This window comes from Streptomyces sp. NPDC048521 (assembly GCF_043199855.1).
Taxonomy (GTDB): Bacteria; Actinomycetota; Actinomycetes; order Streptomycetales; family Streptomycetaceae; genus Streptomyces.
The window spans coordinates 59,546-85,852 of the sequence record NZ_JBICWR010000016.1 but is presented as its reverse complement, the minus strand read 5'-3'; the positions used below and the strand labels follow the sequence as shown (position 1 = coordinate 85,852).

The following is a 26,307-nucleotide window of genomic DNA, read 5'->3' as shown; positions in this document are numbered from 1 at the left end:
ACACTCCCTGCTGCGTCACCGGGCGGCACAGGACACGCCGTCCTCTGAGGGAGTCTGCCGCCGGCCGGCGCCTGCTGCGATTTGTGCTGCGTCATCCGGGGCCCGGGTAAGGCGACGGGCCCCCGCCCTGTGTCAGGACGGGAGCCCGGAAGTCGTACGACACCCGCTCACGCGGAGCCGACGAACACCACCATCAGCAGCCAGACCACCGGCGCGGTGGGCAGCAGCGAGTCCAGCCGGTCCATGATGCCGCCGTGTCCGGGAAGCAAGGTGCCCATGTCCTTGATGCCCAGGTCCCGCTTGATCATGGACTCGCCGAGGTCGCCGAGTGTGGCGCTGGCCGCGACCGCGAGGCCCAGCAGCAGGCCCTGCCACCACAGGCCGTCGTCGATCAGGAACTGCATGCACAGCGCGCCCGCGACCATGGCGAACAGCACCGCGCCCAGCAGGCCCTCGCGAGTCTTGCCGGGGCTGATGCGCGGGGCGAGCTTGTGCTTGCCGAAGCGCCAGCCGACCGCGTACGCGCCGGTGTCGCTGACGACCGTCAGCAACAGGAAGGTGAGAACCCGCCAGGGGCCGTCGTCGGCGGTCAGCATCAACGCGACGAACGTGGCCAGGAACGGCACGTAGAACGCCGCGAAGACGCCGGCCGTGACGTCCTTGAGGTAGCCCTCGGGCGGGTCGGTCATGCGCCAGACGAGGACGGCGAGGGCCGTCAGCGCCATGGCGACCCACGCGCCCTCGGCGCCGCGCACATAGCCGGCGACCACCATCGCCGCACCGCCGACCGCGAGCGGCACGAGCGGCGCCTTGATGCCCTTGCGCTCCTGCAGCCTGCTGGTCAGTTCCCACAGGCCGACGACGACGGCGACCGCTATCACGCCGACGAACACGGCCTTGACGACGAACAGGGACGCGACGATCACCACACCGAGTCCGACGCCGACCCCTATGGCCGCGCTCAGGTCGCGGCCCGCGCTCTTCTTCTGCGGCGCTGGCGCCGGCTGCGGGGCGTCGGGCATGGGCTCCGGATTCTGGGTCTCGGCCGGGACGGGCCGGTCCTGGAAGGTCTCGTCTCGGAACAAGGGACCGCCCAGCCGAGCGGCCCCCCGATCGTCGGCCTGGTCTCCGCCGTACGCGGGTATCTCGGGCACGATGGGCATGGGGCGAGTCTGCTGCGCCGCAGGCGCATCGTAGGGGCCCGCCGGGGCGGACCCCTGGGCAGGCTGGGCGGGCCCGCCCTCGGTGGGCGCCCAGTACCCGGCCTGCCCCGCCGGTGGCGGCGCCCCCCAGGAAGAGTCGCTCATCAGACTTCGAGCAGCTCCGCTTCCTTGTGCTTCAGAAGCTCGTCCACCTGAGCGACGTACTTGTGCGTGGTGTCGTCGAGCTCCTTCTCCGCACGACGGCCCTCGTCCTCGCCGACCTCGCCGTCCTTGACGAGCTTGTCGAGGGCTTCCTTGGCCTTGCGGCGCACGGAGCGGATGGACACGCGCGCGTCCTCGGCCTTGCCCTTGGCGACCTTGATGTAGTCGCGGCGGCGCTCCTCGGTCAGCTCGGGGAACACCACACGGATGATGTTGCCGTCGTTGCTGGGGTTGACGCCCAGGTCGGAGTCGCGGATGGCCTGCTCGATGTTGCGCAGCGCGCTCTTGTCGAACGGCGTCACGACCGCCATGCGCGGCTCCGGCACGGAGAACGAGGCCAGCTGGTTGATCGGCGTCGGGGCACCGTAGTAGTCGGCCACGATCTTGTTGAACATCGCCGGGTGCGCACGGCCGGTGCGGATCGCGGCGAAGTCCTCCTTGGCGACCACGACGGCCTTCTCCATCTTCTCCTCGGCCTCGAGGAGGGTCTCTTCGATCACCACTTGCTCCTGCGTGTCTTGAGTGAGGCCCGGCTGCGGTTCCTCTATCGGGCGGCGGCCGGCTGCGTCGCGTCTTCTTCCTGCACGGTTCCCGACCGGCAGGACATTGTCCATCCCCCGGCCAGGGCACGTCCCGTCCGTCCCCCGGACAGGTGGCGCGCCCCGGGCGTCAGGGGTGTACCGGTCAGTCCCGGCTGCCCTGGTCGCCCACCAGCGTGCCGATCTTCTCACCCTTGACGGCACGGGCGATATTGCCTTCCGCGAGAAGCTCGAAGACAAGGATCGGGAGCTTGTTGTCGCGGCACAGCGTGATGGCGGTGGCGTCGGCGACCTTGAGGTCCCGGGTGATGACCTCGCCGTAGCCGAGGGCGTCGAACTTGACGGCGTCGGGGTTGGTCTTGGGGTCGGAGTCGTAGACCCCGTCCACACCGTTCTTGCCCATGAGCAGCGCCTCGGCGTCGATCTCCAGGGCGCGCTGGGCGGCGGTGGTGTCGGTGGAGAAGTACGGCATGCCCATACCGGCGCCGAAGATGACCACGCGGCCCTTCTCCAGGTGGCGCACGGCGCGCAGCGGGATGTACGGCTCGGCGACCTGGCCCATGGTGATGGCGGTCTGCACCCGGCTGTCGATGCCCTCCTTCTCCAGGAAGTCCTGGAGGGCGAGGCAGTTCATCACGGTGCCGAGCATGCCCATGTAGTCGGAGCGGGCGCGGTCCATGCCGCGCTGCTGGAGTTCGGCGCCGCGGAAGAAGTTGCCTCCGCCGATGACGACCGCGACCTCGGCACCGTCCCGGACGACGGCCGCGATCTCGCGGGCGATCTTGTGCACCACGTCCGGGTCGACGCCCAGGCCCCCACCACCGGAGAAGGCCTCTCCGGACAGCTTCAGCAGAAACCGGCCGCGTACTTTGCCGTCGTCGCTCTTCTGGGCCTTCGTGGTCATGGGAGATCCCGCCTCTTTCACGTGTTGCACATGCGAAGAAGGCCATTGCCGGTAAGGTCGCTTTTCGCTCCCATGCGCGGCAATGGCCTCCTCGTCAGATCTGCTGCCGTCCGCCCCACGCCCGGGTGTGGCGGTGTGCGCGGACGACTGCTGTCGACCCTATCGGGATTTCTCCGCGGGTCGCGCGTCGATCGCGGTACGGACTCAGATGCCGACCTTGATGCGCGAGAAGCGCTTCAGGGTGACACCGGCCTCGTCCAGCACCTTCTGGACCGACTTCTTGTTGTCCAGCGCGTACGGCTGGCCGAGCAGCGTGGCGTCCTTGAAGAAGCCGTTGACCCGGCCCTCGACGATCTTGGCGATCGCGGCCTCGGGCTTGCCCTCGGCGCGGGTGGTCTCCTCGGCGATGCGGCGCTCGGACTCGACGACCTCGGCCGGGACGTCCTCCTGGGAGAGGTACTTCGGCGCGAAGGCGGCGATGTGCTGGGCGATGCCCTTGGCGACCTCGGCGTTCGGCTTGTCGAACTCGACCAGGACACCGATCTGCGGGGGCAGGTCGGGCATGGTGCGGTGCATGTAGGCGGTGACGTAGCCGTCGGCGAACTGCGCGAAGCGGTCCAGGACGATCTTCTCGCCGAGGTTGGCGTTGGCCTCGTCCACGAACGCCTGGACGGTCTTGCCGGCCTCGATCTCCGAGGCGAGCAGGGCCTCGAGGTCGGCCGGGGAGGTCTTGGCGACGTGCTCGGCGATCGTCTGGGCGACGGCCTGGAACTTCTCGCCCTTGGCGACGAAGTCCGTCTCGCACTTCAGCTCGACCAGGACACCGGAGGAGTTGTCGTCGGCGATGATGGAGACCACGGCGCCGTTCTCGGCGGAGCGGCCCTCGCGCTTGGCGACGCCCTTCTGGCCCTTGATGCGCAGCGCCTCGACGGCCTTCTCGACGTTGCCCTCGGCCTCGTCCAGCGCCTTCTTGCAGTCCATCATGCCGGCGCCGGTCAGCTCACGGAGCTTCTTGACGTCGGCGGCGGTGTAGTTCGCCATGAGTCTGTGAGTCTTTCTCGAAGTCTGGAAGATCTTCAGATCCGCACGGTCTGCGGTCCACATGTGCACGCGGACCGCGTACGTCGTGCCGACCTACGGGTGAACAGCGGGGGCGGAGTCATGTCCCGCCCCCGCCGTCGAACGCTGACGGATCGGCGTCAGGCCTGCTCGGCCTCGGCGGCCGGAGCCTCGGCGGCCGGGGCCTCAGCAACCGGGGCCTCGGCAACCGGGGCCTCGGCAGCGGCCTCGGCCGGCTTCTCGGCCTCGGCAGCCGGAGCCTCGTCCTTCTTCTCACCCTCGAGCAGGTCACGCTCCCACTCGGCGAGCGGCTCGCCCGCGGCCTTCTCGCCCTTCTCACCGGCGGCCACGCCGGAACGGGCGATGAGGCCCTCGGCGACGGCGTCGGCGATCACACGGGTGAGCAGGGTGACGGAGCGGATCGCGTCGTCGTTGCCCGGGATCTTGTAGTCGACCTCGTCGGGGTCGCAGTTGGTGTCGAGGATCGCGACGACCGGGATGTTCAGCTTCCGGGCCTCACCAACGGCGATGTGCTCCTTCTTGGTGTCCACGATCCAGACGGCGCTGGGCACCTTCTGCATCTCGCGGATACCACCGAGGGTCTTCTCCAGCTTGGCCTTCTCACGCGAGAGGACCAGGAGCTCCTTCTTGGTGAGGCCGGAGGCGGCCACGTCCTCGAAGTCGATCTGCTCGAGCTCCTTGAGGCGCTGCAGACGCTTGTAGACGGTCGAGAAGTTGGTGAGCATGCCGCCCAGCCAGCGCTGGTTGACGTAGGGCATGCCGACGCGGGTGGCCTGCTCGGCGATGGCCTCCTGCGCCTGCTTCTTCGTGCCGACGAACATGACCGTGCCGCCGTGGGCGACGGTCTCCTTGACGAACTCGTAGGCGCGGTCGATGTACGACAGCGACTGGAGCAGGTCGATGATGTAGATGCCGTTGCGCTCGGTGAAGATGAAGCGCTTCATCTTCGGGTTCCAGCGACGGGTCTGGTGACCGAAGTGGACGCCGCTCTCCAGCAGCTCCCGCATCGTGACGACGGCCATGGCCGTATCTCCTTGGTTTTCTCGGTTGTGCCGCGCCCGCCGGACGGCGGCCGCGCCTGACGCCCGTGGTGCGCCGTGCCACTAAGGACCGAGAGGCGCTTGGCACGAACCCTTGCCGGGTCCGTACCGGGGCGTGCGAAGTCGACCCGGTGACCCGGATCGCCAGAAGAAGTGTACGGGACCGGCGAGGCAACGGGTGACGCCGCTGTCCACAACCGGGGAGTGGTCCACAGGGTCCGGCCGTGTTCGGTGCGGGTGCGGGACGGTTCTCGCATGCGACGAGTGATGCGATGTGTCTCGGTGTGGGCGGCTGTGCCGCTGGCCCTGGCCACGGCCGCGGTCACCCCTCCGGCCTGGGCGGACGCCCCTCGAGCCAGGGCGGAGGCCCGTCTGGCCTGGGCGGACGCCCCGAGCCCGGTGCCGCCGCCCGCCTCACGGGCCCCGGTCCCGGCCATCGGCCGCGCCTGGCCGGTGGGCGTCCGTCCGCCGGTGCTACGGGGCTGGGAGCCACCGGCGACGGTGTACGGCGCCGGCCACCGGGGTGTGGACCTGGCGGCACCGGCCGGTTCCCCGGTACGAGCGGTGGCGGCCGGACGGGTGTCCTTCGCCGGCCGGGTGGCGGGGCGGGGCGTGGTGTCGGTGGAACTCGCGGGCACGGACCTGCGCACCACGTACGAGCCGGTGAGCCCGTCGGTGAAGAAGGGGGACGACGTGGGGGCGGGCGAGGTGGTGGGGGTGGTGGAACCGACGGGCTCGCACTGCGGGAGGGCGACGTGCGTGCACTGGGGCCTCCTGAGAGGCGACGCCTACCTGGACCCGCTGTCCCTGCTCCCACCGTGGCTGCTGCACAGGGGCCCGTCGAGACTGCTGCCGGTGCTGGGCGTACCGGTGCCCGCGTAGCCGCGGGCCGGCTGTCGCACAACTGCGGGGAGCCGTGGCCCGCGCGGCTGGCGGGAAATCACCCACGCGGCTACGGGGAGCCGTGGTCCGCGCGGCTGCGGGGAAACACGCCGCACAGCTCGAGGGCAGTCGCGGCCCGCGTAGCTGCGGGCAGGCGCGCCTACGAGGCTGCGGGCAGGCGCGGCGTAATTGCGGGCTGTCGTGCCGCTGGGGGTGGCATCCATCCCGAAAGAAGGCCGCACCCCGTCGGCGCGGGCAAGCGACCCGGCGCGCGCCCGGCCCAGCCGGCCTCAGCCCTTCACACCGCGCAGAGCCATGGTCACAGCAGCGTCCGTGATCGCCGAGGGATCCTCCGCCGCCCCCAGCTCGATGCGCCGCACAGCCGCGTCCACCACCCCTTGCAGCAACATCGCCGCCAGCCGAGGCTGCTCGTGCCCCATCTCCCCCAACGCCTCGACGACCATGGCGACCAGCCCCCCGTGGGCCGCCCGGATCTTCTCCCGCGCCCCGGCGTCCAGCTCGCTCGCGGAGATGGCGACGACCGCCCGGTGCCGCCGGTCCCCGACCAGCGCCAGCTGCCGCCGCACATACGCCTCGACCTTGCCCTCGGGCGAGTCCGCGCGCTCCATGGCCGAGGCCACCTCCGCCGCCCACAGCGGGAAGTCGACCTCGCACAGCTCCTCGACCACGGCCGCCCGCGACCGGAAGTACTCGTACACGGACGACCGCGCCAGCCCCGTCCGCTCGGCCAGCGCGGGAAAGGTCAGGGCTTCCGTCCCGCCCTCGGACAGCAGGGAACGAGCCGCGTCCAGCAGGGCGGCTCGCTGCATCGACCGGTGCTCGGCCACGGAGGCCGCTCGAATCCTTGGCACGTCGACCACTTTACGGACACGCCATCCCGGAAGGGAGGACTCAGCGCCCGAAGCTCGCCAGCTTGGCCCGCAGCTGCAGCACCGACTTGGTGTGGATCTGGCTGACCCGGCTCTCGGTGACACCGAGCACATTGCCGATCTCGGCGAGGGTGAGCCCCTCGTAGTAGTACAGCGTGACGACGGTCTTCTCCCGCTCGGGCAGGGTGTTGATGGCCCGCGCGAGGAACCGCCGCAGTTCCCGGTCCTCGGCCACCTCGACCGGGTTGTCGGCGGCGGTGTCCTCCAGCGTGTCCATGAGGCTGAGCCGGTCCCCGCCCTCACCGCCGACATGCAGCAGCTCCTCCAGGGCGACCACGTTGGCCAGCGACAGCTGGCTGAAAACCGCGTGGAGTTCGTCGACCTCCATGCCCAGCTCGGTGGCGACCTCCCCCTCCGTCGGCGTCCGCCGCAGCCGGGCCTCCAGGGTGGCGTAGGCACGCTCGACGTTCCGCGCCTTCTGCCGGACCGAGCGGGGGATCCAGTCCAGCGCCCGCAGCTCGTCGATCATCGCGCCGCGGATCCGGGTGATCGCGTAGGTCTCGAACTTGATCTCCCGGTCGATGTCGAACTTCTCGATCGCGTCGATCAGCCCGAAGACCCCGGAGGACACGAAGTCCGCCTGCTCCACGTTGGGCGGCAGGCCGACGCTCACCCGGCCCGCGACGTACTTGACGAGCGGCGAGTAGTGCAGGATCAGCTGCTCCCGCAGCCGGTCGTCCCCCGTCGCCTTGTACGACCGCCACAGCTCGTCGAGCGTCGAGGGAGCGGGCGGCCGCACGCTGCCACCGTCGCGGGCGGCTGGGGGGAGCGCCGCCCGGTCGGACCCGGAGGTGTGCTGGGGCATTCGTCGCCTTGTGCCGTTCTGCCGTGAAGTGCTGTGAAGTGCCGTGAGGTGGGCGGAGGTGGGGTTCGTGGGAGGAAGTGGGCTACCTGGGTGAGCTGTCGGTCTCATGTCGAGTTGGCGCGGTCTGTGTCGGCGCCTTCGTGAGCGTAGCGTGACTGAGGCGTCGCGATGTGCGAACAGCGAGGCTCCACCCCTGCGCGGGGCGCCCCGGTCGACCCCGTGACCACGTCCCGGGGCTCGCTCTGCGTGACCGGCCGGAGGGGCCAACTCCGGGAAACCTCAAGGGCGTCGGGCGTTCGCCCGGACGGCCGAACACGCTCGGTCAACATGAGCGGTGACCGTCCCGGAGAGAGGTCATCGCCTGGCGTGTCAACTTCCAGCCATCGCCATGGCGTTCGACGTAACCAAGTGCCCTGAGTTCGTACAGTCTCGCGATCGCCTCGTCCCGCGTGGTCCGTGCGCCGAGCGCGATCTCCTCGGCAGGAGCCGCTCGCCCGCCGGGCAGGGCGGCGAGGACGGTCCGGGAGGCCGGTTCCAGCAGGTCCCGCGGGAGGACCGGGCCCCGGCGGGCGGGGCCAGCTCACCCATATCGCCCACGAGTTCGACCACCTCCGCGGCATCGGTGACCAGGGCGGCCTCCCCGCGCAGCAACTCGTGCACGCCGGCGGACAGAGCGCTGGTGACCGGGCCGGGCACACCTGTTTCTCCGGACACCGCTTCTTCCTGGATATCCGGGCCGGTCAGGACACGCGGGTCCACGCGGCCTTCCACCCGGAAGGGCGGCACCAGGTTCAGCTCAGGGATGGGGCGGTAGCCGGGGCCGTCCACGGGCAGGGCCGACATGATCTCGTCCCAGACGCCGCAGTTTCGCCACGTCTTATAACGGGAGTGGATGCCCTTCCACGCGCCGAACCGCTCCGGCAGGTCCTCCCAGCGGCACCCGGTGCGCGCCTTGTAGAACATCGCATCGAGCATCAGGCGACCGGGCCTGAGCTTGTGGTTCGGTGGCTCCCACGCCTTCACGATCGGCTCGGCCAGCGCCCACATGTCGTCGGTCAGCTCGGAGGGCACCTTGCGCCCGGCGGCCTTGAACCACTCTGCCATCGAGCACGACAGCCCGAGCTTGGGCTTCGGCACCGGGCCGGTGATCGTGACGCGCACGTCCAGCAGGGCGAGCACCTCAGCTTGGTGGGCGGGGTCCATGTCGGCCAGCCGGGTGCGCGCCATCGTGGCCAGCGCTTCGAGGTCGCGGGCGCGCTGGGCGGTGGCCTCGGTCTCCTCCAGCCACTGGGCAGCCTCGTCCCGCAGATCGGCAAGCTGGCGTCGCTCCTCTACAAGGGCAGCGCTGGCAGCGGCGACAGCCGACGCGGGCAGACCCGCCTTGGCGTACTCGGTGACCATCGTCGTGATGGCCTTGTCCAGGTCGGCGATCTGTCGATCAAACTCGGCGATGCGGTCGGCGTGCTGCACCTGGTCGCCCTCGGCCATGCCGACCCACTCAGCCGCCATCGCCTTGAGGCGGTTGGGGTCGCCCAACAGGCCGACCACCTCGCCCCAGACAGCGGCCTCCATCGCGTCGGCGTCCACCATCTTGCATGTGCAGGTCGGATCGCCCGGGTACTTCGCGGCGAGGCCGGTGCACCGGTACCAGCGGCCCTCCCGGCTGGTGCGCGCCATGCCGACGTGATGCGAGTTGCAGCCCGTGTGCTCGTTGAACAGTCGCTTCGACAGCGGGTAGGGCTTCGGCTGTGGTTTGCCCTTGCCCTTGGAGGTCTGGCCGAGGGCTGCGGTGAGGGCGGCCACCTCGTCCGGCGTGAAGATCGGATCGAGCTTGATGATCACAGTCTCGCCGTTGAGCGGCTTGCCGTCCCGGCCGAACTTCGCCCCGTGCCCGGCATGCGTGCGGTTGGGGTTCCGGAAGATCACTCGGGCGTTCACGGTGGACTCGGACAGGAGCTTGGCGCGCAGGTTCGAGTGAGACCAGGGAACGCCCGATCGGGTGAGGTGGCCCATGGCGTTCAGCCGGGCGGCCAGGTCGCGCGTGTTGGTGACGCCGTCCTCTACTACGAGCCTCCAGGCCAGCCGCAGAATCTTGACCTCTGCCGCGCACTGGACAAGGTGTGACTTGCCCTTCTGGCCCTGGCAGGCGATCTCATAGCCGTAAGGCGGGGTGCCACCCGGCCACCCCCCGTCCTCAGCCTTCTCCTGGAGACCGCCCTGGGTGCGCTTGCGGATGGTCTCCCACTCGGTTTCGGCGTAGTCGGCGTCACGGCGCATCTTCTTGCGACCCTCGGCCGTGCTGTTGTCGTAGTCGTCCTCTACTACGCCGACATAGACGCCGATGTCCTCCAGGGCCCAGACCCACCGCCAGAACGCCCGACCGGTTCGGCCGATGGCGCGGCCCTCGCTGACGACGACGATGTCGAAGGGGCGGGGTGTGCGGTGGGCGTCGGCCATCAGCCGCTTCAGGTCTTCACGGTCGGCGGCCTCCAGGCTGCCGCTGATGCCCTCGTCGGTGTAGGTACCGACGTGGTCCCAGTCCTTGCGCCCGATGTAGCGGGTGATTTTCTTGAGGGCGGCCTGAACGCCGTAGCCCTTGGCCTGCTCCTCGGTGGAGACGCGGGCATAGGCGACCGCCCGGAGCCTGACCGGCTGGACGGCACGGTCAACGACACCCATGGCCACGTCCAGGGCGTCTGTGTTTCGCTGGTACATGGATCGTCCGATCGATTCACGGGCCAGGTTGGGGAGGCACCCCCAACCTGGCCGGCTCATGTTGAGGGTCAGCGGGTGAAGTCGGCAGTGCAGTCGGCCCACACCACGTCGCCGGTCAGCTCGTCCATGACCACCTGCTGGATGCGGATCTGGTTGACGGTGACGTCGGGCACGTCGGAGGTGGCCTGCATGACGTACCTGCGGACCGTGCCGATGTCGGCCGTGGTGGCGGTGATCAGCCGCCCCTTGGAGTTGCGCCACTGGATCTTGAACACTTGGGCTCCTCTCGGAGCCGGGCGGCCTGCGCCGACCGCCCGGCGCTGCGGGTCGGTCAGGCGGCCTGGAACTTGAGGGTCCGGCGCTCCTTGCCCTTCACCTCGTAGACGAAGTGGTCGCCGTCCATGTGGCCGGTGAAGGTGGCGCGGCCGACCTTGGCGGTGACCTTCTTGGGGGTCTTCGGGGCGGCCTCGCGGGTGGCGCGCTCCTCGGCCTTGCGGGCCTTCTCGGCGGCCTTGTCCTGGGCGCGCTTCACGCCAGCGGTGACCATGTGGGCGAAGGCGTAGCGGCTGGCGTGCTTGGCCGGGCTGGCGCTGGTGGCCACGCCATCCTCGTTGCGCCGGATGTCCAGGCCGAGGGCACCCCAGCGGATGAGGGCCGACTTCAGCTTGGCGTCGTGGCCGGGGGCGAACTGGCGCTTGGTGGTCGCCGTGCAGCCGGTCGTGAGGATCTCGAAGTCACCGGACTCCAGGTCGGCCTCGGTCAGGTCCGCCGGGAGGGCGTCGTACCGGCTGCACTCGCAAGCGGTGGGCTCGGTGGTCTCGGTCTTCTTCGCGGCGGTCTTGGCGGCCATTTCCAGTCTCCCCTATTCCCGAATTCCGGCCGTTCCGGAATTGCGAGAAAATCAAATCACGGGATTTGCGCACCGCACAATTTCTGAAATTTAGCCGAATCTAAAAGGGTGCGCGGCATGGGCGGGACCACACCTATTCGCACACCGCCATTCACGGCAGGTGATGGCCGCCTTCTGTCACCGCGCGTAACTGTGACTGTGACTGTGACTGTAACTGGAATACCCCGGCATACCCCCCGTGCCCGGGCACGTACCGGGTGGGAGGGGGTCTCTGCCACAGTCACAGTTACAGTTACAGTCACGAGCCGTGATGGCCGGCTCAGGGTCGACTGACCGTGTCGCCCGGGATGCGCGTCTGCGGAGGCAGGCCCTCGCTGGCGAACTCGGCCACCTGCTGGCCGCCCCTGATCTGCCGGGACTTGGTGGCGAAGTAGGCCCACTCCCCTGCCGTCCAACGCGCGACGCGGTACCCGGCCCACAGCGCAACGCCGATGACCACGCCACCCACCGCCGGACCCAGCTCGGCCACCACCCATGTGCCGCCCAGCACGGCCGAGTTCACGCCGAAGACGGCCCAGGGAAGCCAGCGGCGAGGTCGCCTGACGACCGTGCCAGCGCCCACGGTCTCGACCTTCGGCCGACCAGCCTTGGTGAGCCCGGCCCTGCGCTTTGCCGTGGTGTCGTGGGTGTAATTCGCGCCGAAGCTGACTTTGCGTCCGTCGCGCGTCTTGAATTCCGGCCGGAACGCCTTGGCGGTGGCCATCGGTAATCCCTTCCGGCCACCGCTCGCCCGTGCTTTCCTGGAAGGGCGGCAGTGGCCTCAGTCGGTGGAGGTCAGAGCGGAAGGTGAACCCCGGAATTCGCTTGGCGGTGAGGTCCGGGGTTCATCTGTGTCTGGGTCCGGCGGACCCGGCTTGCTGGGTCGACAAGATCGGGCGGATCTGGTCCGGGCCCGGGTCCGATCTCGGCCTCTGGTCCGGGCCTCGGAATTGCTTGGTCGGCAAGATCCGGCGGTCCGGCTGACCGATCCGGCGGACCCGGTCCGGACCAGACGAGCGGCACCCGGAACAGGCGGGCTGACGCCCATTCCGCGCACCGATCTGGCTGCGGCCTACCCGCGCCAGCGGCTGGCCGGGCGGACCTCGTCCACGGTCTCGGTCCGGCCGTCCTCCCAGGTCCGGATCACGCCGCCCGAGATCGGGTCTCGCCGGTCGCTGTAGGACTTGGCGGCCTGCCCGGCGTGGGCGTTGTCGGCCCCGATCCCGGCGGCCTTCCGGATCTCGGCGGCCTGGTCCTCGGTCATGGTGCCGTCGCCCGGGATCGACTCGCCCTGGACCACCGCCGAGTCCAGCGGGGTCCGGCTCTCCCGGTGGTGGAACCGCCCGGCCACTTGTCCGCCGTACATCTCCGCCCGCAGGTCCTCCACGCTCGGCCCGTCCGGCGTCATCGGTCCCTGCACGGCCTGGCTGAAGTTACGGTTACTCATCGCTGTTTTCCTCCTGCTCGATAATTCGGCGCGCCTCGTCGCTATCGAAGGGAACGCCATGTCGTGCCTCGAATTCGTCCCGAACCTTGCCCATCTGCTCGCGGAGGTCCAGAAGGAAGTCCTTGGTGCCCTGCATTTCCTCGCCCTCGGAGACGCCGCTGAGCAACTCGTGAGATTCGAGGATGTCTCGCAACGCCTTGGCCACGAGTTGGCCGTCCTTGGGTGAGCCGACCCCGGCCAACGCGTCGGCGTAAAGCTCAGCGTTGTCGAGGAGCTGCAAAGCCAGCCGCTGCTTTCGCTCCTTGAGCTGAGCGTCACGAGCCGCCTGGGCCGCCACCACCTGCGGCGACCTGCCAAAGTAATGACCGTGCCTTGAAGCGATTTGACTGACCGTCCAGGTCGAAATGCCTGTCAGTTTGGCGATTTCATTTCGCCCCTTGCCTTCGCGACAAAGGTCGAGGACGATTTGCTCTTCGTACGTGAGGTCTACTGGTAGCTCGGCTGAACCATCTTTGCCGCGTTCCGGCTCGGGTTGAAATGGAATCAGGTCAGCGGCCATGGCCGGGCTCCCAGTTCATTACGAAATCCGCCAGCCTCTCGACTGCGTCGAACTCCGCCGAGGTCGTTGCCCGCTCGGCCATCCCCACCAGCTTGTGCATCCACGCCAGCTTGGCCGTGTGCAGGGCGTCCGTCTTGATGACCTCGACCGTCTCCGGTCCCGGCGGGAAGAACACCCCGTCGTGGTCCTTGACCAGCGGCGTTATGCCCTCGTCGTCCACCTCGAAGAAGCCCACCCGCTTCAGGCTGACCCTGCCGGTCACGTCATCCCTCGCGATGGCCACCCATCCCGGTTCGGCGATCTCAAAGCTCATTACTCACCCTCCGGGAATGCCAGCTCCACCAACTTGTGGACCGAGATCCGTATGAGCTTGCCGCCCTCGCTGTAAAGCTGAACCTTCGGATATCCACTGAACCGGTCCGGCGTGGTCTTCAACGTGCGCCCCTTGGCCACAAAACCCCAGCTCCGCACTTCCCCGAAGTTCGACACCTCGTAGATGGACGGAAACCCCGGGATCTTGCGCCACTCCTCGGTGATGACCGGCTGGCTCATTCGGTCACCTCGTCTTTCACCAATTCGTCTATCGTGCAGCCCATGAGTGCGGCCATCTTGGCGAGACTGTGCACGTTCGGTTTGAAGACTCCGCGTTCCCAACGCCCCACGACCACGTGCGTGGTGTTGAGAACATCAGCCATTGCCCGCTGTGACATGCCGATCTGCTCACGGAACCGCCGCAGCTTCTTTCCGGCGTCCATGCCCCTATGGAATCAGCGGTGATACCAGCCAGGTAAGACCAATTGACTTCAACGCAAAATTGCTCGCCCGGCAATCACCAGATGGACAGACCACCCGCCGCGCTGCTTTTCTGGTGGCGGTCTCGATTCGGGACGCGGGAAGGTCTGGGTCCACCACTTCCCCACTCTCCGTGGACCGCCCGGGAAGACGTGAGCCCTGACCAAGTGGGGATTTGGTCAGGGCTCACGCGTGTTGGGGGTGCGGTCCCCGCCGGCCATCACCTCTCGTGCTCGGCTGTCACCGGTCGTCAGTGCCCGGCCGGGCCAGCTCTGCCGGGGGCCTCCTGCTGTCGCACCCTGGTGTCGTCCCGGCCTCCGGCGGTATCCGGGAGGGCCTCGCCCGGTGCCTGCGGCACCTCGGGCCGTGGGGCGGTCTCCCAGGCCCTCGGAGATACCGTCCCGGGCCTCGGCCCTCCTAACGCGATAAAGCGGCCTCATGGCCACTCGCCTGCTGGCAGCGGCGGCGGTATACGGTAGCGGCCGGTATACACCCCTCCCAGGGTAGAAGCTCCAGTTTTTCTTTCGGGAATCTACCGGGGAGAATACGTATACCGGATGTATACCGTATACCGGCCGTACTTCTTGGGTTGCCATACGAGCAAGCCCCCGAATTGATCGGGGGCTGCTGCTGGCAGGCGGGTGGCTCAGGCACTCGGGACGTTCAGCGCCAAGCCCTTAATTCCGCGCTTGGGCTTTCCGTTCACCTTCGCCACGGGGCTCTTGGGGCGGGTGATGTACTCGATGTCTTCCGACGCCGCCCAGTCCATGATGTAGCCACCGAGCTGCGAGACGTTCTTGGCGAAGTCTCGGTTTCCGTTGGCCTTCCACAGTCCGTAAGCGTCCCAGAGGTCATCGTTAGTGACCTTGGCGTCAGCATCGGGGATCAAGTACGCCTCGACGAAGTCCCCGGCCGGGTTGGTTTCCCGCTCCCAGGCGGTCAGCTCCTTCTTGATGGACGGCGGGTCGCCGATCTTCTCGCCCGAGGCCACCCGAACCGCGCCCCGGACGGCCCAAGCCAGGATGGCCGGACCCTCCTCGCGCAGCAGCAGGCCGGACAGGTCGTCCACGCGCTCAGCCGGGTTGACCTTGGCGTCCATTTTGAAGACCTTGAACCGGCGCTTGACGCCCTCGGTGAAGGGAATCGTCGGTCGGACGTTGCCGTACATGACCAGCGTGAAGGTGGTCGGGAACTCGAACGCCTTCTCACCCTTCCGAGAGGCACGCTGGCGCTTGTCACCGGACAGCCGGTTCACGCGGGACTCATCCAGGACCTGCCCCTTGCGGGTCTCTGAGATCGCCACCATGCGCGACCCGGCAAGGTTCGCCTCCGCCTCGGTGTGGGTGGCCGCCGCCTGAGCGGTCAGCAGGTCCGGCAGCGCCACGGTGTAGTAGTCACCCATGACGCCGCCGATCACGTCGATCAGTTGCGACTTGCCGTTGCCGCCGGGCCCGTACAGGAAGTACACGCGCTGTCCGTCGTTGTGCCCGATGAGGATGTCGCCGACCATCCGCTGCACGTAGTCCACGAGGTCGGCGTCGCCCTTGAACGCCCACTTCAGGAAGGCTTCCCACCTCGGGCACTCGGCGCGGGGGTCGTAGTCCACCGTCGTGCCCTTGGTGATCATGAACTCGCGCCGGTTCGGCAGCAGCTCGCCCGTCCGCAGGTCGACCACGCCGTTGCCGACGAGCAGCTTGTACGGGTCGGCATCGAAGACTGCGCCGGAGACCTGGACGCCGACCATGTGGCTGGCCTGCTCGATGATGCCCCGGATGTTCCGCGTCTGCTGCATCGACCGGACGAACCTGACCGCGCTGGAACGCTGGTCCTCCTCCTCGATCCTCTTGGCGTCGGCCAGCATGCGGTCCGTCATGTCGTGCACCGCCCGGAAGACCATCGAGTTGTTTTCGACCCACTTCCGGCCGTTCCAGCCGAGCCAGCCGCGCCCGATGACATAGCGGAGGTTGGCCCCGTACTCGTCCTTCAGGCGGCGGGCCAGACCGACGTGCGTCGGCTCGTAGTAGCCGGTGACGCGGTCATCGTTGAAGCCCTCGTCGTAGGTGCCGTCGTCGGTAACGCGGTCGGCTTCCAGGGACTCGGCCTTGGACGTCATCTTGCGGGTCTCCCGGTTCTTCTGATGCGTCTTCCAGACGCTGTTGGCCGTCTTGCGGAACTTGGTCGGATGGTGCGGGTCGGTGGACGCCTGGTCGGCCTCTTCCAACCGAAACCAGTAGGTGTCGCGGTCGTCTTCGTGCAGTCGGGCAAGGTGGCCGGCGACCTTGGCAAGCCAGGCGTTGTTCCTACCGGGGTCGTCGGCGGGGAGTGCCAGCAGCTCCGCGAGACTCGACGTGGACTTGCCGCCGCTCGACGTGGAGCCGCGCGAAGGCCGCTGCTCGGCCTCGCGAAGGGCCTCCACCCAGTCCGCCGGGAGCCACGACATCTCGTCGGGCGCGGGAATCCGGCTCGCCTCTCCGCCCTCCGAGTCGTACCAGGCGTACTGGGTCCACTCGCCGGGTTCGTCGCCCGGTACGACCGAGGGCCAGACCATCGCGTACCGGTGGCCGTACTGGACGATCTCGACGTCTTCCACCGGCTGACCGTCGAACTTGATGCCCTTGGGCACCCGGAACCACTGGATGCGTGCCGGTCCGTCCGGGTCGCGGCGAGTGCTCGACCAGGTGGCCGGAAGGGGGCTCAGGCCCTCGCGTTCCGCCATCTCACGCAGCTTGTCGGCACCGCGCTTCTGCCTGCCATCCTTGACGTACTGGTCGACGTCGATGCCTATCAAGCCCTCAGGAACCCGAAGGGCGATGTTCGCCGCCTTGTACTCGCTGAGCCACGCCGTGCACTGGGCGTCGGTCGGGAACTTGCCCTGCTCGCCCGTGAAGCCGGACGGCGGGAACGTCTTCTTCTTGTAGGGGATCGGCAACGTGCCGAGCCACCCAGCCACGCGGTACATCTCGTACGCCTGGTAAGGGTTGGTGGCCAGGTCAGCACCCGCTTGCGCCAGATCCAAACTGGGTGCTGTACTCGTGGTGTAGCTCATCGTGGTACCTCTCCACACAGCCCCCGGTCAGGTTGGTCGCCAGGACCCGGGGGCTGAGCTGTGTCTGGGGGGTGGGTTACTTCTGCGGCTGCTTGCCGAACAGGAGACGGAGGAGCCGCTTGCGCTCGGACTCCGTCATGGGGCGCGCGTCCTTGACGTCCATCACGCCGACACCGTCACGAAGTCGTCCATCCGGGCGTCGAGGACATCGGCGATCGTGGCCAGCGTCTCGACGTCAGGGCGACGACGGCCGTTCTCGTACGCGGAGATGGCCGTGTTGTGGACGCCGAGCGACGCGGCGAGCTTGTGCTGAGTGACACCGCGCTGCCGCCGGATCTGGCGCAGCGCGTCAGGGCTGAAGGTGCGTGCAGGCATGGCAAAGTCCCGTCAGAGCAGTTACAGGGGGTGCCGGACACGGCGGGATCTTCGGCCTCACCCTGATGCAGACAGGGGGCCCTAACTGGCCGGGGGCTGTGCCGCCCGGCGTACTCCCAGGAGAACACGCCTGTTCGCACTGCGTCTATTTGCGTGTGGAGCAAGTCCCTTGACCCGGTTGGCGGGTCTCCGCGGCTGTCACGAGACGTGATCGCCAAGCACGGGAGGTTATGGCCGGCTGACCCGGAGGCCGCCGACCCGACGCTCACCCGTCCGGCACTCTGGCCAGCGGCACCGGGCATATATCGTCCCGGCCTCCCGTGGGGTCTCCGGCGGCCTCTCGTGCCCGCCCGGGGCGTCCGGCCGTACCCACCTGCACGAGGCCCTCGGAGACGCTGTCCCGGGGCAACTGCGCCTGGACGGGTGTTACTTACATCTTGACCAAGATCACACCGGGATGCGCTAACCTAGGCCCATCGGGAGGAACAGTCCCGTGCACACCTGGGTGCTCTGTACTCAACCGCAGAAACCAGGACGGCCACCTCGCTGGAGCTGGTGAGCCCCCTTCTCAGTCCGACAAGGGGGCTTGGACGCACCAAGCCGTGAAGGCGAAGGTCAGACTTCCCAAAGATGTACGACTTGCACGACCCGGGCTGGCACCGCGTCAGCCCGACCCGAGAACACTTTTGCGCTTCGTGCGTCCGCGCGGGTGTCTCGGTCCGAACCGAAGGGTTCGGATCGAGGCTGCCTGCGCGCAGACCCACCGATCCGGCCCATGACAGGGAAGGTAAGGATCGGTGGACGGCACCGCCATCATCATCATTCTCGCCATCGCTGGCGTGGCCTCTGTGCTGCTTTTCGCGATCAAGGGCATCCTTGATCAGCTCCCCGACGTCTTCGACTCCGCCAGCCGGGCGCGCGATGCGTGGGAACGCTTCAAGAAGAAGCATGACGAGGCGGCCAAGCCCGACGACACCGAGGAGCCGCCCGTGACGGTCCCGGCGGACGACAAGGAGCCGCCCGCCGCCGCGTAGGTTGGCCGACTTGCGTCGCCACTCCTGCCCCCCGCAGCGCATCGCGCAGCGGGGCAGCACCGTTTTGGCAGCTCACGACCCAATTCCCCGTTTAAAGCCCCACGTTGGCGATTGGTGCGCTATGCTCGTCGGCGTTGCCCCAGGTGGGCGGAGCTGCGAACTCCCTAACCTGGGTCAACAAGCAAGATCGCTTTTCCGTTCTTGGCGGCGTCCGCACCTTCGAGTGCGAACTAGTCAGTGGGCGGGCTGCCGGGTGGGCCACTGAAGGGTCCACTCATCCGATGTCGGCCAGCCGTAGCGGTACACGATCTGGGCTTATCTGCTAGGCATCAACGGCTAGCACTACCTGATACTACTTTAATGATCTACGGCAGGGCTTCGGTGCTGCCGCCTGAGATACCCGGCGATACGTCGGACGCGGGGCTTCTCAGTTCGAGCCACTTCATCGTGGCCGAGCTGACGAATGCCCCGCGCATGAGCCACGGCTCGGTCACCCGAACGGAAGGTACCGAGACCGTTGGACGGGGCCATGACGCTCGCCATCCTCGCCGTTTTCGGCGTTCTGTCGATCCTTCTTTACGCCCTCAAGGGCTTCGTGGATCAGCTGCCCGAGCTTTTCGCATCGATCCGTCGCGCCTGGGAGGCGTGGCAGGAGCTGAAGCGCGCCCGGAGGGAAGCAGCCCAGCGGGAGGGATCGCAGTCCCAGCCGTCCGCGTAGGCCCGTCCCGGCCTCCCGTGGGGTCTCCCGCCTCGCGAGAGCCCGCCCCGGGGCACGGGAGCCGGCCAGCGCGCGAGAGGCCACGGGAGATACCATCCCGGGCTTCGTGCCGTTTGATCCGCCAACTTTGGTGCGATTCGCTAGAGTTGGCGATGAACCGGGGGCAGTGCCCCCACCACGGGTGACTTCGCGAGCCTGGGTCCGACGTCCCAGGTTAGTGGTCGCATTGCGGCTGCGTGTCGCTTCGGCGCCATGCATAAAAGGGAGAACGGCTACCCGGCGGCTCTGGCCAGGCCAACCCCAATGAGCCCCAGACGTCGGTGGGCCTCAGCTAGACCTCACGTGTGTCACGTGGTGGTCGGGCTGAGGTCTGACACCCGGTCCGACCACCCAGATGGGAAAGGTACTCGGACCGTTGAACCTCACGTTCGGTGTCAAGGTGCTGGTCATTCTCCTTTGCGCCTTGCTGTCCGTCATCGTGGCCATGGTGGCTGGCTTCCTCAGCCACTCCCCCGGCTCCCCGGTCAGCCAAGCCGTCCTGTACGGCGGCGCCGCGTTCGCAGGTTGTCTCCTGCTATGCCTGGCGGTGCTCTCGGCCCTGGGCGTCCTCTGACGCACGAAGCCCCGGAGGGTCTCGCCCCTCCGGGGCTTCGGCATACCAGCCCACAGCGTCAGGGGGTCGGTTCCCCCGGCTCGATCTGCTTGGGCTGCTGGTCGGGAAGCAGTCGGTTGACCATCGTCTCCGGCTGCGCGTCCATGCCAAGCGCCTTCAAGGCGGCAGCCGAGTTCAGCCGGTCTCTGGTCTGCGGGTCCTGGACGCGGTCAATGAACGCCATCGCTGCTTTGTGGTTGCGGTCGATGTCGATCTTCTTCTCGTTGTCTTCGGCCGCCTTGGCCAGGTCGGCCTTGGCCCGCTTCGAGTGGAGCGCCAGCGCGCCGCCACCGCCGCCTGACATCAACAGACCCGTCAAGCCGGTCATGAGCGGTACGTAATTGCGGTCGGGTTTCCCTGCGTGGACCAACGCCAGCGCTGCCCCCGTCAAGACGATCGCCGCACCGCCAGCCATGAACCCCACACACAGGCGGAAGGTCCACTCAGACTGCTTCAGCGTGTGGTTCAGGACGGCGAACTGGAAGTCCTGCCGCTTCTCGGCAAGACCCTTGGGTTGATCGACGAAGACATTCTGGATCTGAACGACCCGTTCGACCTGCTGCTCACCCCGGGGTTGGCTGATGGTCCGCCACACACGCGAGGCGAGGGCTTCCGCTGCCTGCCGAGCCAACTGCGCACCGATGGCGCCTGCGATTTCGTAAGCGACCCCGCTTACCTTCCCCGTCATCGCACCCGCCCCGTTCGTGTGAAGTGACCCTGTATCAACACGACTCAGGTTAGCGTCAGGAGCCGACAGCACTGGCCGATCTTCGGACCGGTCGACGTTAGCCGGCCTACTTCGACTCGCTGACGAACGTGCCCAGGCCCAGCTCGGTGCGCACCTCGCCGGTCCCTCGGAGGTGCGCCAGAGCCTTCTGGGCAGTGCTGGCCGCGATGCCGAACTCGGCGGACAGCTCGACGATGCCCGGCACGCGGCTGCCGGGCGGATAGGTCCCGTCGGCGATCCGCTTGCTGATGATCTCGGCCACCTGCCGCCATACCGGGCGGGAACGATCAAGCTCACTCACCCCGCGAACGTATGACCCCGCGGTACCCCGCGCTACCGCAGTCTTATGCGATAACGCGAGATCGCGATACCGTGATACCGCGATACCTAGTGGTCACAGCGTTGTGAGGGGGCCAGATGGCCGGGTTAAGCATTCGGGTGCTGAGGTACGACGCCAAGACGGGTGAAACGCGCGAGGTCAGCGCGCGGGAGTGGTCGATCGACGCCCTTCCGAACCAACCTCTGATCGATGGGCGGTGGCCACTGTGCCAGTGCTACCGCTGCAAGGGCGAGGGCACGCCGGGCGAGCTGCCGCGTCGGCGGGGCTAGCGAGCCCCCTTGGCGATGGCCTCGCGGACGAGGTCTTCCCATCCCAGGTCGGCGGCCACCCTCAGCGCGTCCTTGACGATCACCGTGTCACGCGTGGTCTGGCGCACCTGGTGGCCGCCGACGCCTGCGGCGATGAGCAGTGACTTGAGCTTGGCGTCATGCCCCGGCGCAAAGGTGCTCTGGGTCGTCGCGGCACAGCCGGTGGTCTTCTGCTGCCACACCTTGTCGCCGCCGACGTTTTCATGAATGAGCACCTCGAAGGCGTAACTGCCGCAGGCGCAAGGGTGGTTGGGGTTCTGTGTAGTCATGGCGAGGATCATAAGGGCGGAATCTGCCGGTCTGTACAGCGATCCACTGGAATGGCCGGATCGAGCCGGGGCCCGTCGTGGGGTCTCCGTCGCTCTCCCTGGACACAGAAGACCGCCCCGGGCACTCGGAGCCCGGGGCGGTCTTCTGGGCGGCGGGAGGGCCGTCCGTGGGCTCAGGCGGCGATGGCCAGCCGGAACCGGATCGGAGCCAGAGCGGCACCCCCGGAAAGAGGTGTCGGCACGCCCATGGTGAACCGTCCGAGACGCTGCGCGGCCCGCGCGGTGGCCAGCGAGCCGCTGCGGCAGGCCGCCTCCACGACGACCGTGCCCCGGGTCAGCGCGGCGATGACCCGGTTGCGGAGGATGAACCGGCTCGGGGTCGGGTGATCACCCGGCGGCAGCTCGCCGACGACCAGTCCCTGTTCCGCGATCCTGCCGATCAGTGCGGCGTGGCCGCGCGGGTAGGCCCGGTCGACACCGCAGGCGAGGACGGCGGCGGTGGCTCCGTGGGCGGCGAGGGCGCCTCGGTGGGCGGCACCGTCGATGCCGTAGGCACCGCCGGACACCACGACCCACCCCCGCTCGGCGAGCCCCGCGGCGAGGGTGGCCGCCACGTGGGTGCCGTACTCGGTGCAGGCGCGGGCGCCCACCACGGCGACGGACCTCAGCGCCCACATGCGCAGGTTGGGCCGTCCCCGCACCCACAGCCCGAGGGGGCGCGCGTCCCCGAGATCGTCGAGCTGACCGGGCCACTCGGCGTCCCCCGGACACACGAACCGCGCCCCGGCGGCCTCGGCCACCGCGAGATCCCGCTCCGGCTCCGCCTGCCCGGCCCGCGCGACCAGTCCGGCCCACCGCACCCCGCTCACCCCGGGCAACGGCTCCCCACCCTCACGCAGCCGCCTCGCCACTTCCTCCACCCCGAACCCCCGCACCCACCGCCCACCGACCTCGTCCCCCGGCTCAATGACCCGAGCGAGAAAAACCCGGCCGAGCAGTTCGCCGTCGGACTCCTCGCCTCCGGTCACGTCAGCGCCCCGATGGCCATCGGCACCCCTCGGGGCACGCCGGTGCGCAGTTGCAGTGCCAGGGCGACGTCCATCGCGTCCGGGCGCTCGTGCCCGACCAGGTCGGCGACCGTCCAGGCGACGCGCAGTACCCGGTCGATCCCACGGGCGGTGAGCACGCCCCGCTCGAGGCTGCGTTCGGCCTCGTCCATCGCGCCGGCGACGGCGTGGTACCGGCTGCGCAGTTCCCTGCCCGGCACTTCGCTGTTGGTGCGCCACGGGGTTCCGGCGAGGCGGGCGGCCGCCCGTTGCCGGGCCTGCCGCACCCGGTCGGCCACGGTCGCGGTGGACTCACCCCGGGCGCCTGGCTCGGTGAGCTGGGCCCGGCCGACGGGATCGACCTCGACGCGCAGGTCCACCCGGTCCAGCAGCGGGCCGGACAGCCGCGACTGGTAGCGGCGGATCGCCGACGGAGGACATTCGCACAAGGAGTCGCGTAGCGAGAAGCGCCCGCACGGGCAGGGGTTGGCCGCCAGCACCATCAGGAACCGCGCCGGGAACCGGACCACGCCCGCGCTGCGTGCGATCACGACGTGCCCCGATTCCAGCGGCTGTCGCAGGGCGTCGAGGGTCTGGCTGTGGAACTCGGGCGCCTCGTCGAGGAACAACACACCCCGATGGGCGAGGGAGACGGCCCCTGGGCGGGCGATGCCGGGTCCGCCGCCGACGAGTGACTGCATCGTCGCCGAGTGGTGCGGGGCGCAGTAGGGAGCGACGTCGATGAGCGGCTTGCCCGGCGGCAGCAGCCCGGCCACCGAGTGCACGGCCGTGACCTCCAGCGACTCCTCCCTGGTGAGCCTGGGAAGCACGGCGGGCAGGCGCTCGGCGAGCATGGTCTTGCCCGCGCCGGGCGGCCCCTCCAGGAACAGATGGTGCCCGCCGGCGGCGGCCACCTCCACGGCCGTACGGGCCGAGGTCTGACCCACGACATCCGCCAGGTCGTGATCGTGGTCGTGCTGTGCGGCGCCCAGGCTGTGCATGCCGGTGGCGGCGCCCGTGCCGGGCACGCGCAGACCGGCCAGGAGGGGGCCCGGGCGCCCCTGCTCGTCCGGCTCCTCCTCGGGGACCGGTTCCTCGGTCAGGACGGCGATGAGCTGCCGCAGGCTGCGGACGCCGAGCACCGACACTCCGGGGACCAGCGCGGCCTCGGCGGCGGCGCACTCAGGTACGACCACCTGCTCGTAGCCCGCGTCGGCAGCGGCGAGGACGGCGGGCAGGATGCCCCGCACCGGCCGCACCCGGCCGTCCAGCCCCAGCTCCCCGATCATGACGATGTCCGCGAGGACCCGGGGATCGATCCGCTCGGCCGCACCCAGCACCGCGCAGGCCACGGCCAGATCGAAGCCGGAGCCGGCCTTGGGCACCGATGCCGGGCTGAGTCCGACGGTGAGTTTCTTCTGCGGCCACTCGCCGCCCGAGTTCACCACCGCCGCCCGGACCCGGTCGCGGCTTTCCGTCAGGCTTTTGTCGGGGAGGCCCACCAGGGTGAAGGCGGCGACGCCTGGTTCGAGGTCGGCCTGGACCTCGACGACCACGCCCTCGACGCCGACCAGGGCCACCGAACACGTACGGGCGAATCCCATTCAGGCCACCCCCCGCGCATGCTCGACGGACGGGGCGCCCCGGCGGGGCAGCAGGACACCGATCAGGTCGATGCGGACGCCTCCCGGCGGCGCTCCCCCGTGGGCGTGGATCCAGCGTTCGGCCAGCCCCCGCAGCCGTTCGGCCTTCTCCGGGGTGATCGCGGCCATCGGATGCTCGTAGGCACCGCCCCTGCGGGTCTTGACCTCGCAGACGACGAGTGCGTCACCGTCCCGCGCCACGATGTCGATCTCGCCGGACCGTCCGCAGCGCCAGTTGCGCTCCAGGACCGTCATCCCGGCCCGGGCCAGCCGCCGCGCGGCCAGGTCCTCGCCGTACTTGCCGAGTGCACTGCGTGCCTTGCTCATGTCGGCACCACCTCCGGCGCCAACGGTCACGCATCCCACCGCAAGAAGTTGATCTTGGTGGGCTACTCAGCGGTTGTGGAAAACTCCGTCACCCGTCTGGAACGGATCGGCGTCAGCCGCCCGGAAGCTCCAGGTCGCTCTTGTTCAGCTCCTCAATGTTCACGTCCTTGAACGTAAGGACGCGGACCTGCTTGACGAAGCGAGCCGGCCGGTACATGTCCCAGACCCAGGCGTCGGCCATGGTCACCTCGAAGAACACCTCGCCCTGCACCGAGTGCACCTGCATCTCGTAGTCGTTGGTGAGGTAGAAGCGCCGTTCGGTCTCGATCACGTATTTGAACAGACCGACGACGTCTCGGTACTCCCGGTAGAGCTTCAGCTCCATCTCGGTCTCGTACTTCTCGAGGTCCTCGGCGCTCATGGCATGTTCCCCTTCAGCCGTGCGATCCCACCATTGTGCGCCAGTCCCGGGATCCCTCAGACGATTTCCGTGTCGAGGGTCACGGGCCTGGCCGGGGGACCTTCGTCGAGCAGCCGCTGCAGCAGCTCGGCGAGTCTGGTCGGATACACCGTCTCATGTGCCCGGGTCAGTTCCTGACACGTCCACCAGCGCGCTCCGGCGACACTGCGCCGCTCCAGCTCCGTCAGCCCCGCCGCCACGGTGGCCGTCTGGGCCGTACGGGCCAGGTAGTACCACTCGTCCTGGTCCCAGCGGCGGCCCGCGAACGGGAAGGAGCACCTGCGCCGCCACAGCACCGGACCGAGGTCGACATCGGTGATGCCGGTCTCCTCGGCGAGTTCCCGCAGCGCGGCCTCTTCGCGCGTCTCTCCACCCTCCAGACCCCCGCCGGGGGTGAACCACCAGTCGTCGGCCGGGTCGTCCGGCTCATGCCCGTGCAGGAGCAGGATGCGGTCCTCGGTGTCGAGGAGGATCACCCGGGCCACCTTGCGCAGGCCACCCTCGTACGAGTCCTCGCCCGTCCGCGTGGGCTCAGCGGACACCGGCCGCCTCCTGGCGCGCGGCGCGGGCGCGGGAGCCGCCCAGGCGCTTGGCGATCGGGCCGTAGGCGCCGCCGCCGAGGACGAGGACGGCACCGGCGACGATCAGCAGCTCGATCGTGGGCAGCGGGCCGGGCTGGGAGAGGGCACCGAGCGACTCGAAACCGGTGGGGCGCTTGAGCATGCCCCTCCACGGCCAGACGACCGCGTCCACGCGGGCGGAGACGGCGTCGTCGGCGACAGTTCCCCGGGCCGCGTCCGTGAGGTGGGCGGTGGAGTCCAGGGAGCCCTGGCGTTCGTCGCCGAGGAGGAACAGCCGGCCCTCCGGGACGGTCACGGTCGGGAAGTTCTTGATCTCGGCGAGGCTGCCCTTGGGCAGGTACGGCTCGTCGATCTGCTTGCCGTTGACGGTCAGCTTGCCGTCGGTGCAGCAGGAGACGGTGTCGCCGCCGACCGCGACGACGCGCTTGACCACCTTGGCGTTGCTGACCCAGGTCTTGTCCTCGAAGACGACCACGTCACCGCGGCGCACATCGCCGCCGTCGACGCGCTGGGCGAGTACGCGGTCGCCGGCGTCGATGGTGGGGGTCATGGAGCTGGTCGGCACGGTGTACGGCCGGTAGATCACCGCTGCCCAGGCGAATCCGCCGAGGAACAGCACCAGGCCCAGCGCCACGGCGAGCCCGGACAGCCGCTGCCCGATCCGGCTGCCGCCGGCCTGTGCCGTGCCTGTGCCACCGCTGTGCGGGGCCGTACGCGTCGTGCTCTCGCCACCCATGGACCCGCACCCTACCCGGCGGTACCGAACGGGGGCAGCCCCTGTTCCGCGCCCGAGGTCACCCCCACCGGGTCACGGG

29 protein-coding genes and 3 pseudogenes are annotated in these 26,307 nt (G+C 68.8%); 4 read left to right on the top strand and 28 right to left on the bottom strand.

Annotated features, from left to right (window positions below):
• Nucleotides 1-167: 167 nt before the first annotated feature.
• The 5 genes from ACGFRF_RS31130 to rpsB all read right to left on the bottom strand — a co-directional run bounded on the left by ACGFRF_RS31130 (nucleotide 168) and on the right by rpsB (nucleotide 4,909).
• Nucleotides 168-1,307 (bottom strand): phosphatidate cytidylyltransferase, encoded by a 1,140-nt coding sequence (locus ACGFRF_RS31130; protein ID WP_393745632.1) that lies wholly within the window; start codon nucleotides 1,305-1,307, stop codon nucleotides 168-170.
• Nucleotides 1,307-1,864, bottom strand: a complete 558-nt coding sequence (gene frr, locus ACGFRF_RS31125) for a ribosome recycling factor (protein WP_055706853.1) — start codon at nucleotides 1,862-1,864, stop codon at nucleotides 1,307-1,309. Before frr ends, ACGFRF_RS31130 begins: the two co-directional genes overlap by 1 nt.
• A gap of 184 nt (nucleotides 1,865-2,048) precedes the next feature.
• Nucleotides 2,049-2,807, bottom strand: coding sequence for a UMP kinase (pyrH, locus tag ACGFRF_RS31120; protein ID WP_365718564.1), 759 nt, complete (start codon nucleotides 2,805-2,807; stop codon nucleotides 2,049-2,051).
• A 204-nt stretch (nucleotides 2,808-3,011) separates the two neighbouring features.
• Nucleotides 3,012-3,848, bottom strand: coding sequence for a translation elongation factor Ts (tsf, locus tag ACGFRF_RS31115; protein WP_393745629.1), 837 nt, complete (start codon nucleotides 3,846-3,848; stop codon nucleotides 3,012-3,014).
• A gap of 158 nt (nucleotides 3,849-4,006) precedes the next feature.
• A complete protein-coding gene (gene rpsB / locus ACGFRF_RS31110) occupies nucleotides 4,007-4,909 on the bottom strand; it encodes a 30S ribosomal protein S2 (protein WP_393745627.1) in 903 nt (300 codons plus the stop codon).
• 273 nt (nucleotides 4,910-5,182) lie between these two features.
• Between rpsB and ACGFRF_RS31105 the strand changes: the two genes are divergently transcribed.
• Complete coding sequence (locus ACGFRF_RS31105; protein ID WP_393745625.1) at nucleotides 5,183-5,809, top strand: peptidoglycan DD-metalloendopeptidase family protein; 627 nt, start codon at nucleotides 5,183-5,185, stop codon at nucleotides 5,807-5,809.
• 290 nt (nucleotides 5,810-6,099) lie between these two features.
• Here ACGFRF_RS31105 and ACGFRF_RS31100 read toward each other — a convergent pair whose 3' ends face one another.
• The 14 genes and pseudogenes from ACGFRF_RS31100 to ACGFRF_RS31035 form a co-directional block, all read right to left on the bottom strand.
• Nucleotides 6,100-6,657: a TetR/AcrR family transcriptional regulator gene (locus ACGFRF_RS31100; protein ID WP_393745793.1), complete on the bottom strand. Its 558-nt coding sequence runs from the start codon at nucleotides 6,655-6,657 to the stop codon at nucleotides 6,100-6,102.
• 64 nt (nucleotides 6,658-6,721) lie between these two features.
• Entirely contained in the window at nucleotides 6,722-7,564 is an 843-nt protein-coding gene (whiG, locus tag ACGFRF_RS31095; RefSeq protein ID WP_393745623.1) for an RNA polymerase sigma factor WhiG, read from the bottom strand.
• A gap of 322 nt (nucleotides 7,565-7,886) precedes the next feature.
• Nucleotides 7,887-8,263: pseudogene (locus ACGFRF_RS31090) on the bottom strand (DNA-protecting protein DprA); the annotation flags it as partial.
• A gap of 201 nt (nucleotides 8,264-8,464) precedes the next feature.
• A pseudogene (locus tag ACGFRF_RS31085) lies at nucleotides 8,465-10,243 on the bottom strand (recombinase family protein); the annotation flags it as partial.
• A 104-nt stretch (nucleotides 10,244-10,347) separates the two neighbouring features.
• On the bottom strand, nucleotides 10,348-10,554 hold the full coding sequence (locus tag ACGFRF_RS31080; protein WP_365948114.1) for a hypothetical protein: 207 nt from the start codon (nucleotides 10,552-10,554) through the stop codon (nucleotides 10,348-10,350).
• Nucleotides 10,555-10,610: 56 nt separating this feature from the next.
• Complete coding sequence (locus tag ACGFRF_RS31075; RefSeq protein WP_393745621.1) at nucleotides 10,611-11,129, bottom strand: hypothetical protein; 519 nt, start codon at nucleotides 11,127-11,129, stop codon at nucleotides 10,611-10,613.
• A gap of 319 nt (nucleotides 11,130-11,448) precedes the next feature.
• Complete coding sequence (locus tag ACGFRF_RS31070; protein WP_393745620.1) at nucleotides 11,449-11,892, bottom strand: hypothetical protein; 444 nt, start codon at nucleotides 11,890-11,892, stop codon at nucleotides 11,449-11,451.
• A gap of 348 nt (nucleotides 11,893-12,240) precedes the next feature.
• Nucleotides 12,241-12,615, bottom strand: a complete 375-nt coding sequence (locus ACGFRF_RS31065; RefSeq protein ID WP_393745618.1) for a hypothetical protein — start codon at nucleotides 12,613-12,615, stop codon at nucleotides 12,241-12,243.
• Entirely contained in the window at nucleotides 12,608-13,174 is a 567-nt protein-coding gene (locus tag ACGFRF_RS31060; RefSeq protein ID WP_393745616.1) for a hypothetical protein, read from the bottom strand. Before ACGFRF_RS31060 ends, ACGFRF_RS31065 begins: the two co-directional genes overlap by 8 nt.
• The gene (locus tag ACGFRF_RS31055; protein WP_393745614.1) at nucleotides 13,164-13,487 is read right to left on the bottom strand and encodes a hypothetical protein; all 324 of its coding nucleotides are present in this window, start codon (nucleotides 13,485-13,487) and stop codon (nucleotides 13,164-13,166) included. Before ACGFRF_RS31055 ends, ACGFRF_RS31060 begins: the two co-directional genes overlap by 11 nt.
• Entirely contained in the window at nucleotides 13,487-13,726 is a 240-nt protein-coding gene (locus ACGFRF_RS31050; protein ID WP_393745612.1) for an NUMOD4 domain-containing protein, read from the bottom strand. Before ACGFRF_RS31050 ends, ACGFRF_RS31055 begins: the two co-directional genes overlap by 1 nt.
• Entirely contained in the window at nucleotides 13,723-13,929 is a 207-nt protein-coding gene (locus ACGFRF_RS31045) for a helix-turn-helix domain-containing protein (protein ID WP_393745610.1), read from the bottom strand. Before ACGFRF_RS31045 ends, ACGFRF_RS31050 begins: the two co-directional genes overlap by 4 nt.
• A gap of 683 nt (nucleotides 13,930-14,612) precedes the next feature.
• On the bottom strand, nucleotides 14,613-17,012 hold the full coding sequence (locus ACGFRF_RS31040; RefSeq protein ID WP_393745608.1) for a phage/plasmid primase, P4 family: 2,400 nt from the start codon (nucleotides 17,010-17,012) through the stop codon (nucleotides 14,613-14,615).
• Between the two features lie 162 nt (nucleotides 17,013-17,174).
• A complete protein-coding gene (locus ACGFRF_RS31035) occupies nucleotides 17,175-17,387 on the bottom strand; it encodes a helix-turn-helix domain-containing protein (protein WP_393745607.1) in 213 nt (70 codons plus the stop codon).
• Between the two features lie 797 nt (nucleotides 17,388-18,184).
• Between ACGFRF_RS31035 and ACGFRF_RS31030 the strand changes: the two genes are divergently transcribed.
• From ACGFRF_RS31030 to ACGFRF_RS31020, 3 genes are all read left to right on the top strand, one after another.
• Nucleotides 18,185-18,421: a hypothetical protein gene (locus ACGFRF_RS31030; RefSeq protein WP_393745606.1), complete on the top strand. Its 237-nt coding sequence runs from the start codon at nucleotides 18,185-18,187 to the stop codon at nucleotides 18,419-18,421.
• A gap of 529 nt (nucleotides 18,422-18,950) precedes the next feature.
• The gene (locus tag ACGFRF_RS31025) at nucleotides 18,951-19,139 is read left to right on the top strand and encodes a hypothetical protein (RefSeq protein WP_393745605.1); all 189 of its coding nucleotides are present in this window, start codon (nucleotides 18,951-18,953) and stop codon (nucleotides 19,137-19,139) included.
• 415 nt (nucleotides 19,140-19,554) lie between these two features.
• A complete protein-coding gene (locus ACGFRF_RS31020) occupies nucleotides 19,555-19,752 on the top strand; it encodes a hypothetical protein (protein ID WP_393745603.1) in 198 nt (65 codons plus the stop codon).
• 58 nt (nucleotides 19,753-19,810) lie between these two features.
• On the opposite strand, the gene ACGFRF_RS31015 is transcribed toward ACGFRF_RS31020, so the two are convergent.
• The 9 genes and pseudogenes from ACGFRF_RS31015 to lepB form a co-directional block, all read right to left on the bottom strand.
• Entirely contained in the window at nucleotides 19,811-20,479 is a 669-nt protein-coding gene (locus tag ACGFRF_RS31015) for a hypothetical protein (RefSeq protein WP_393745601.1), read from the bottom strand.
• Nucleotides 20,480-20,585: 106 nt separating this feature from the next.
• Entirely contained in the window at nucleotides 20,586-20,819 is a 234-nt protein-coding gene (locus ACGFRF_RS31010) for a GntR family transcriptional regulator (protein WP_393745599.1), read from the bottom strand.
• A 304-nt stretch (nucleotides 20,820-21,123) separates the two neighbouring features.
• On the bottom strand, nucleotides 21,124-21,435 hold the full coding sequence (locus ACGFRF_RS31005) for a hypothetical protein (RefSeq protein ID WP_393745597.1): 312 nt from the start codon (nucleotides 21,433-21,435) through the stop codon (nucleotides 21,124-21,126).
• A gap of 218 nt (nucleotides 21,436-21,653) precedes the next feature.
• A pseudogene (gene dprA / locus ACGFRF_RS31000) lies at nucleotides 21,654-22,463 on the bottom strand (DNA-processing protein DprA); the annotation flags it as partial.
• The gene (locus ACGFRF_RS30995) at nucleotides 22,460-24,085 is read right to left on the bottom strand and encodes a YifB family Mg chelatase-like AAA ATPase (protein WP_393745595.1); all 1,626 of its coding nucleotides are present in this window, start codon (nucleotides 24,083-24,085) and stop codon (nucleotides 22,460-22,462) included. The gene ACGFRF_RS30995 and the pseudogene dprA, both read right to left, overlap by 4 nt.
• Entirely contained in the window at nucleotides 24,086-24,451 is a 366-nt protein-coding gene (locus tag ACGFRF_RS30990) for a YraN family protein (protein WP_393745593.1), read from the bottom strand.
• A gap of 112 nt (nucleotides 24,452-24,563) precedes the next feature.
• Entirely contained in the window at nucleotides 24,564-24,872 is a 309-nt protein-coding gene (locus ACGFRF_RS30985) for a DUF2469 domain-containing protein (protein WP_014675276.1), read from the bottom strand.
• 56 nt (nucleotides 24,873-24,928) lie between these two features.
• Entirely contained in the window at nucleotides 24,929-25,453 is a 525-nt protein-coding gene (locus ACGFRF_RS30980) for an NUDIX hydrolase (protein ID WP_393745591.1), read from the bottom strand.
• On the bottom strand, nucleotides 25,443-26,228 hold the full coding sequence (lepB, locus tag ACGFRF_RS30975; RefSeq protein WP_393745589.1) for a signal peptidase I: 786 nt from the start codon (nucleotides 26,226-26,228) through the stop codon (nucleotides 25,443-25,445). The genes ACGFRF_RS30980 and lepB overlap by 11 nt, the downstream gene beginning before the upstream one ends.
• Nucleotides 26,229-26,307 lie beyond the last annotated feature (79 nt).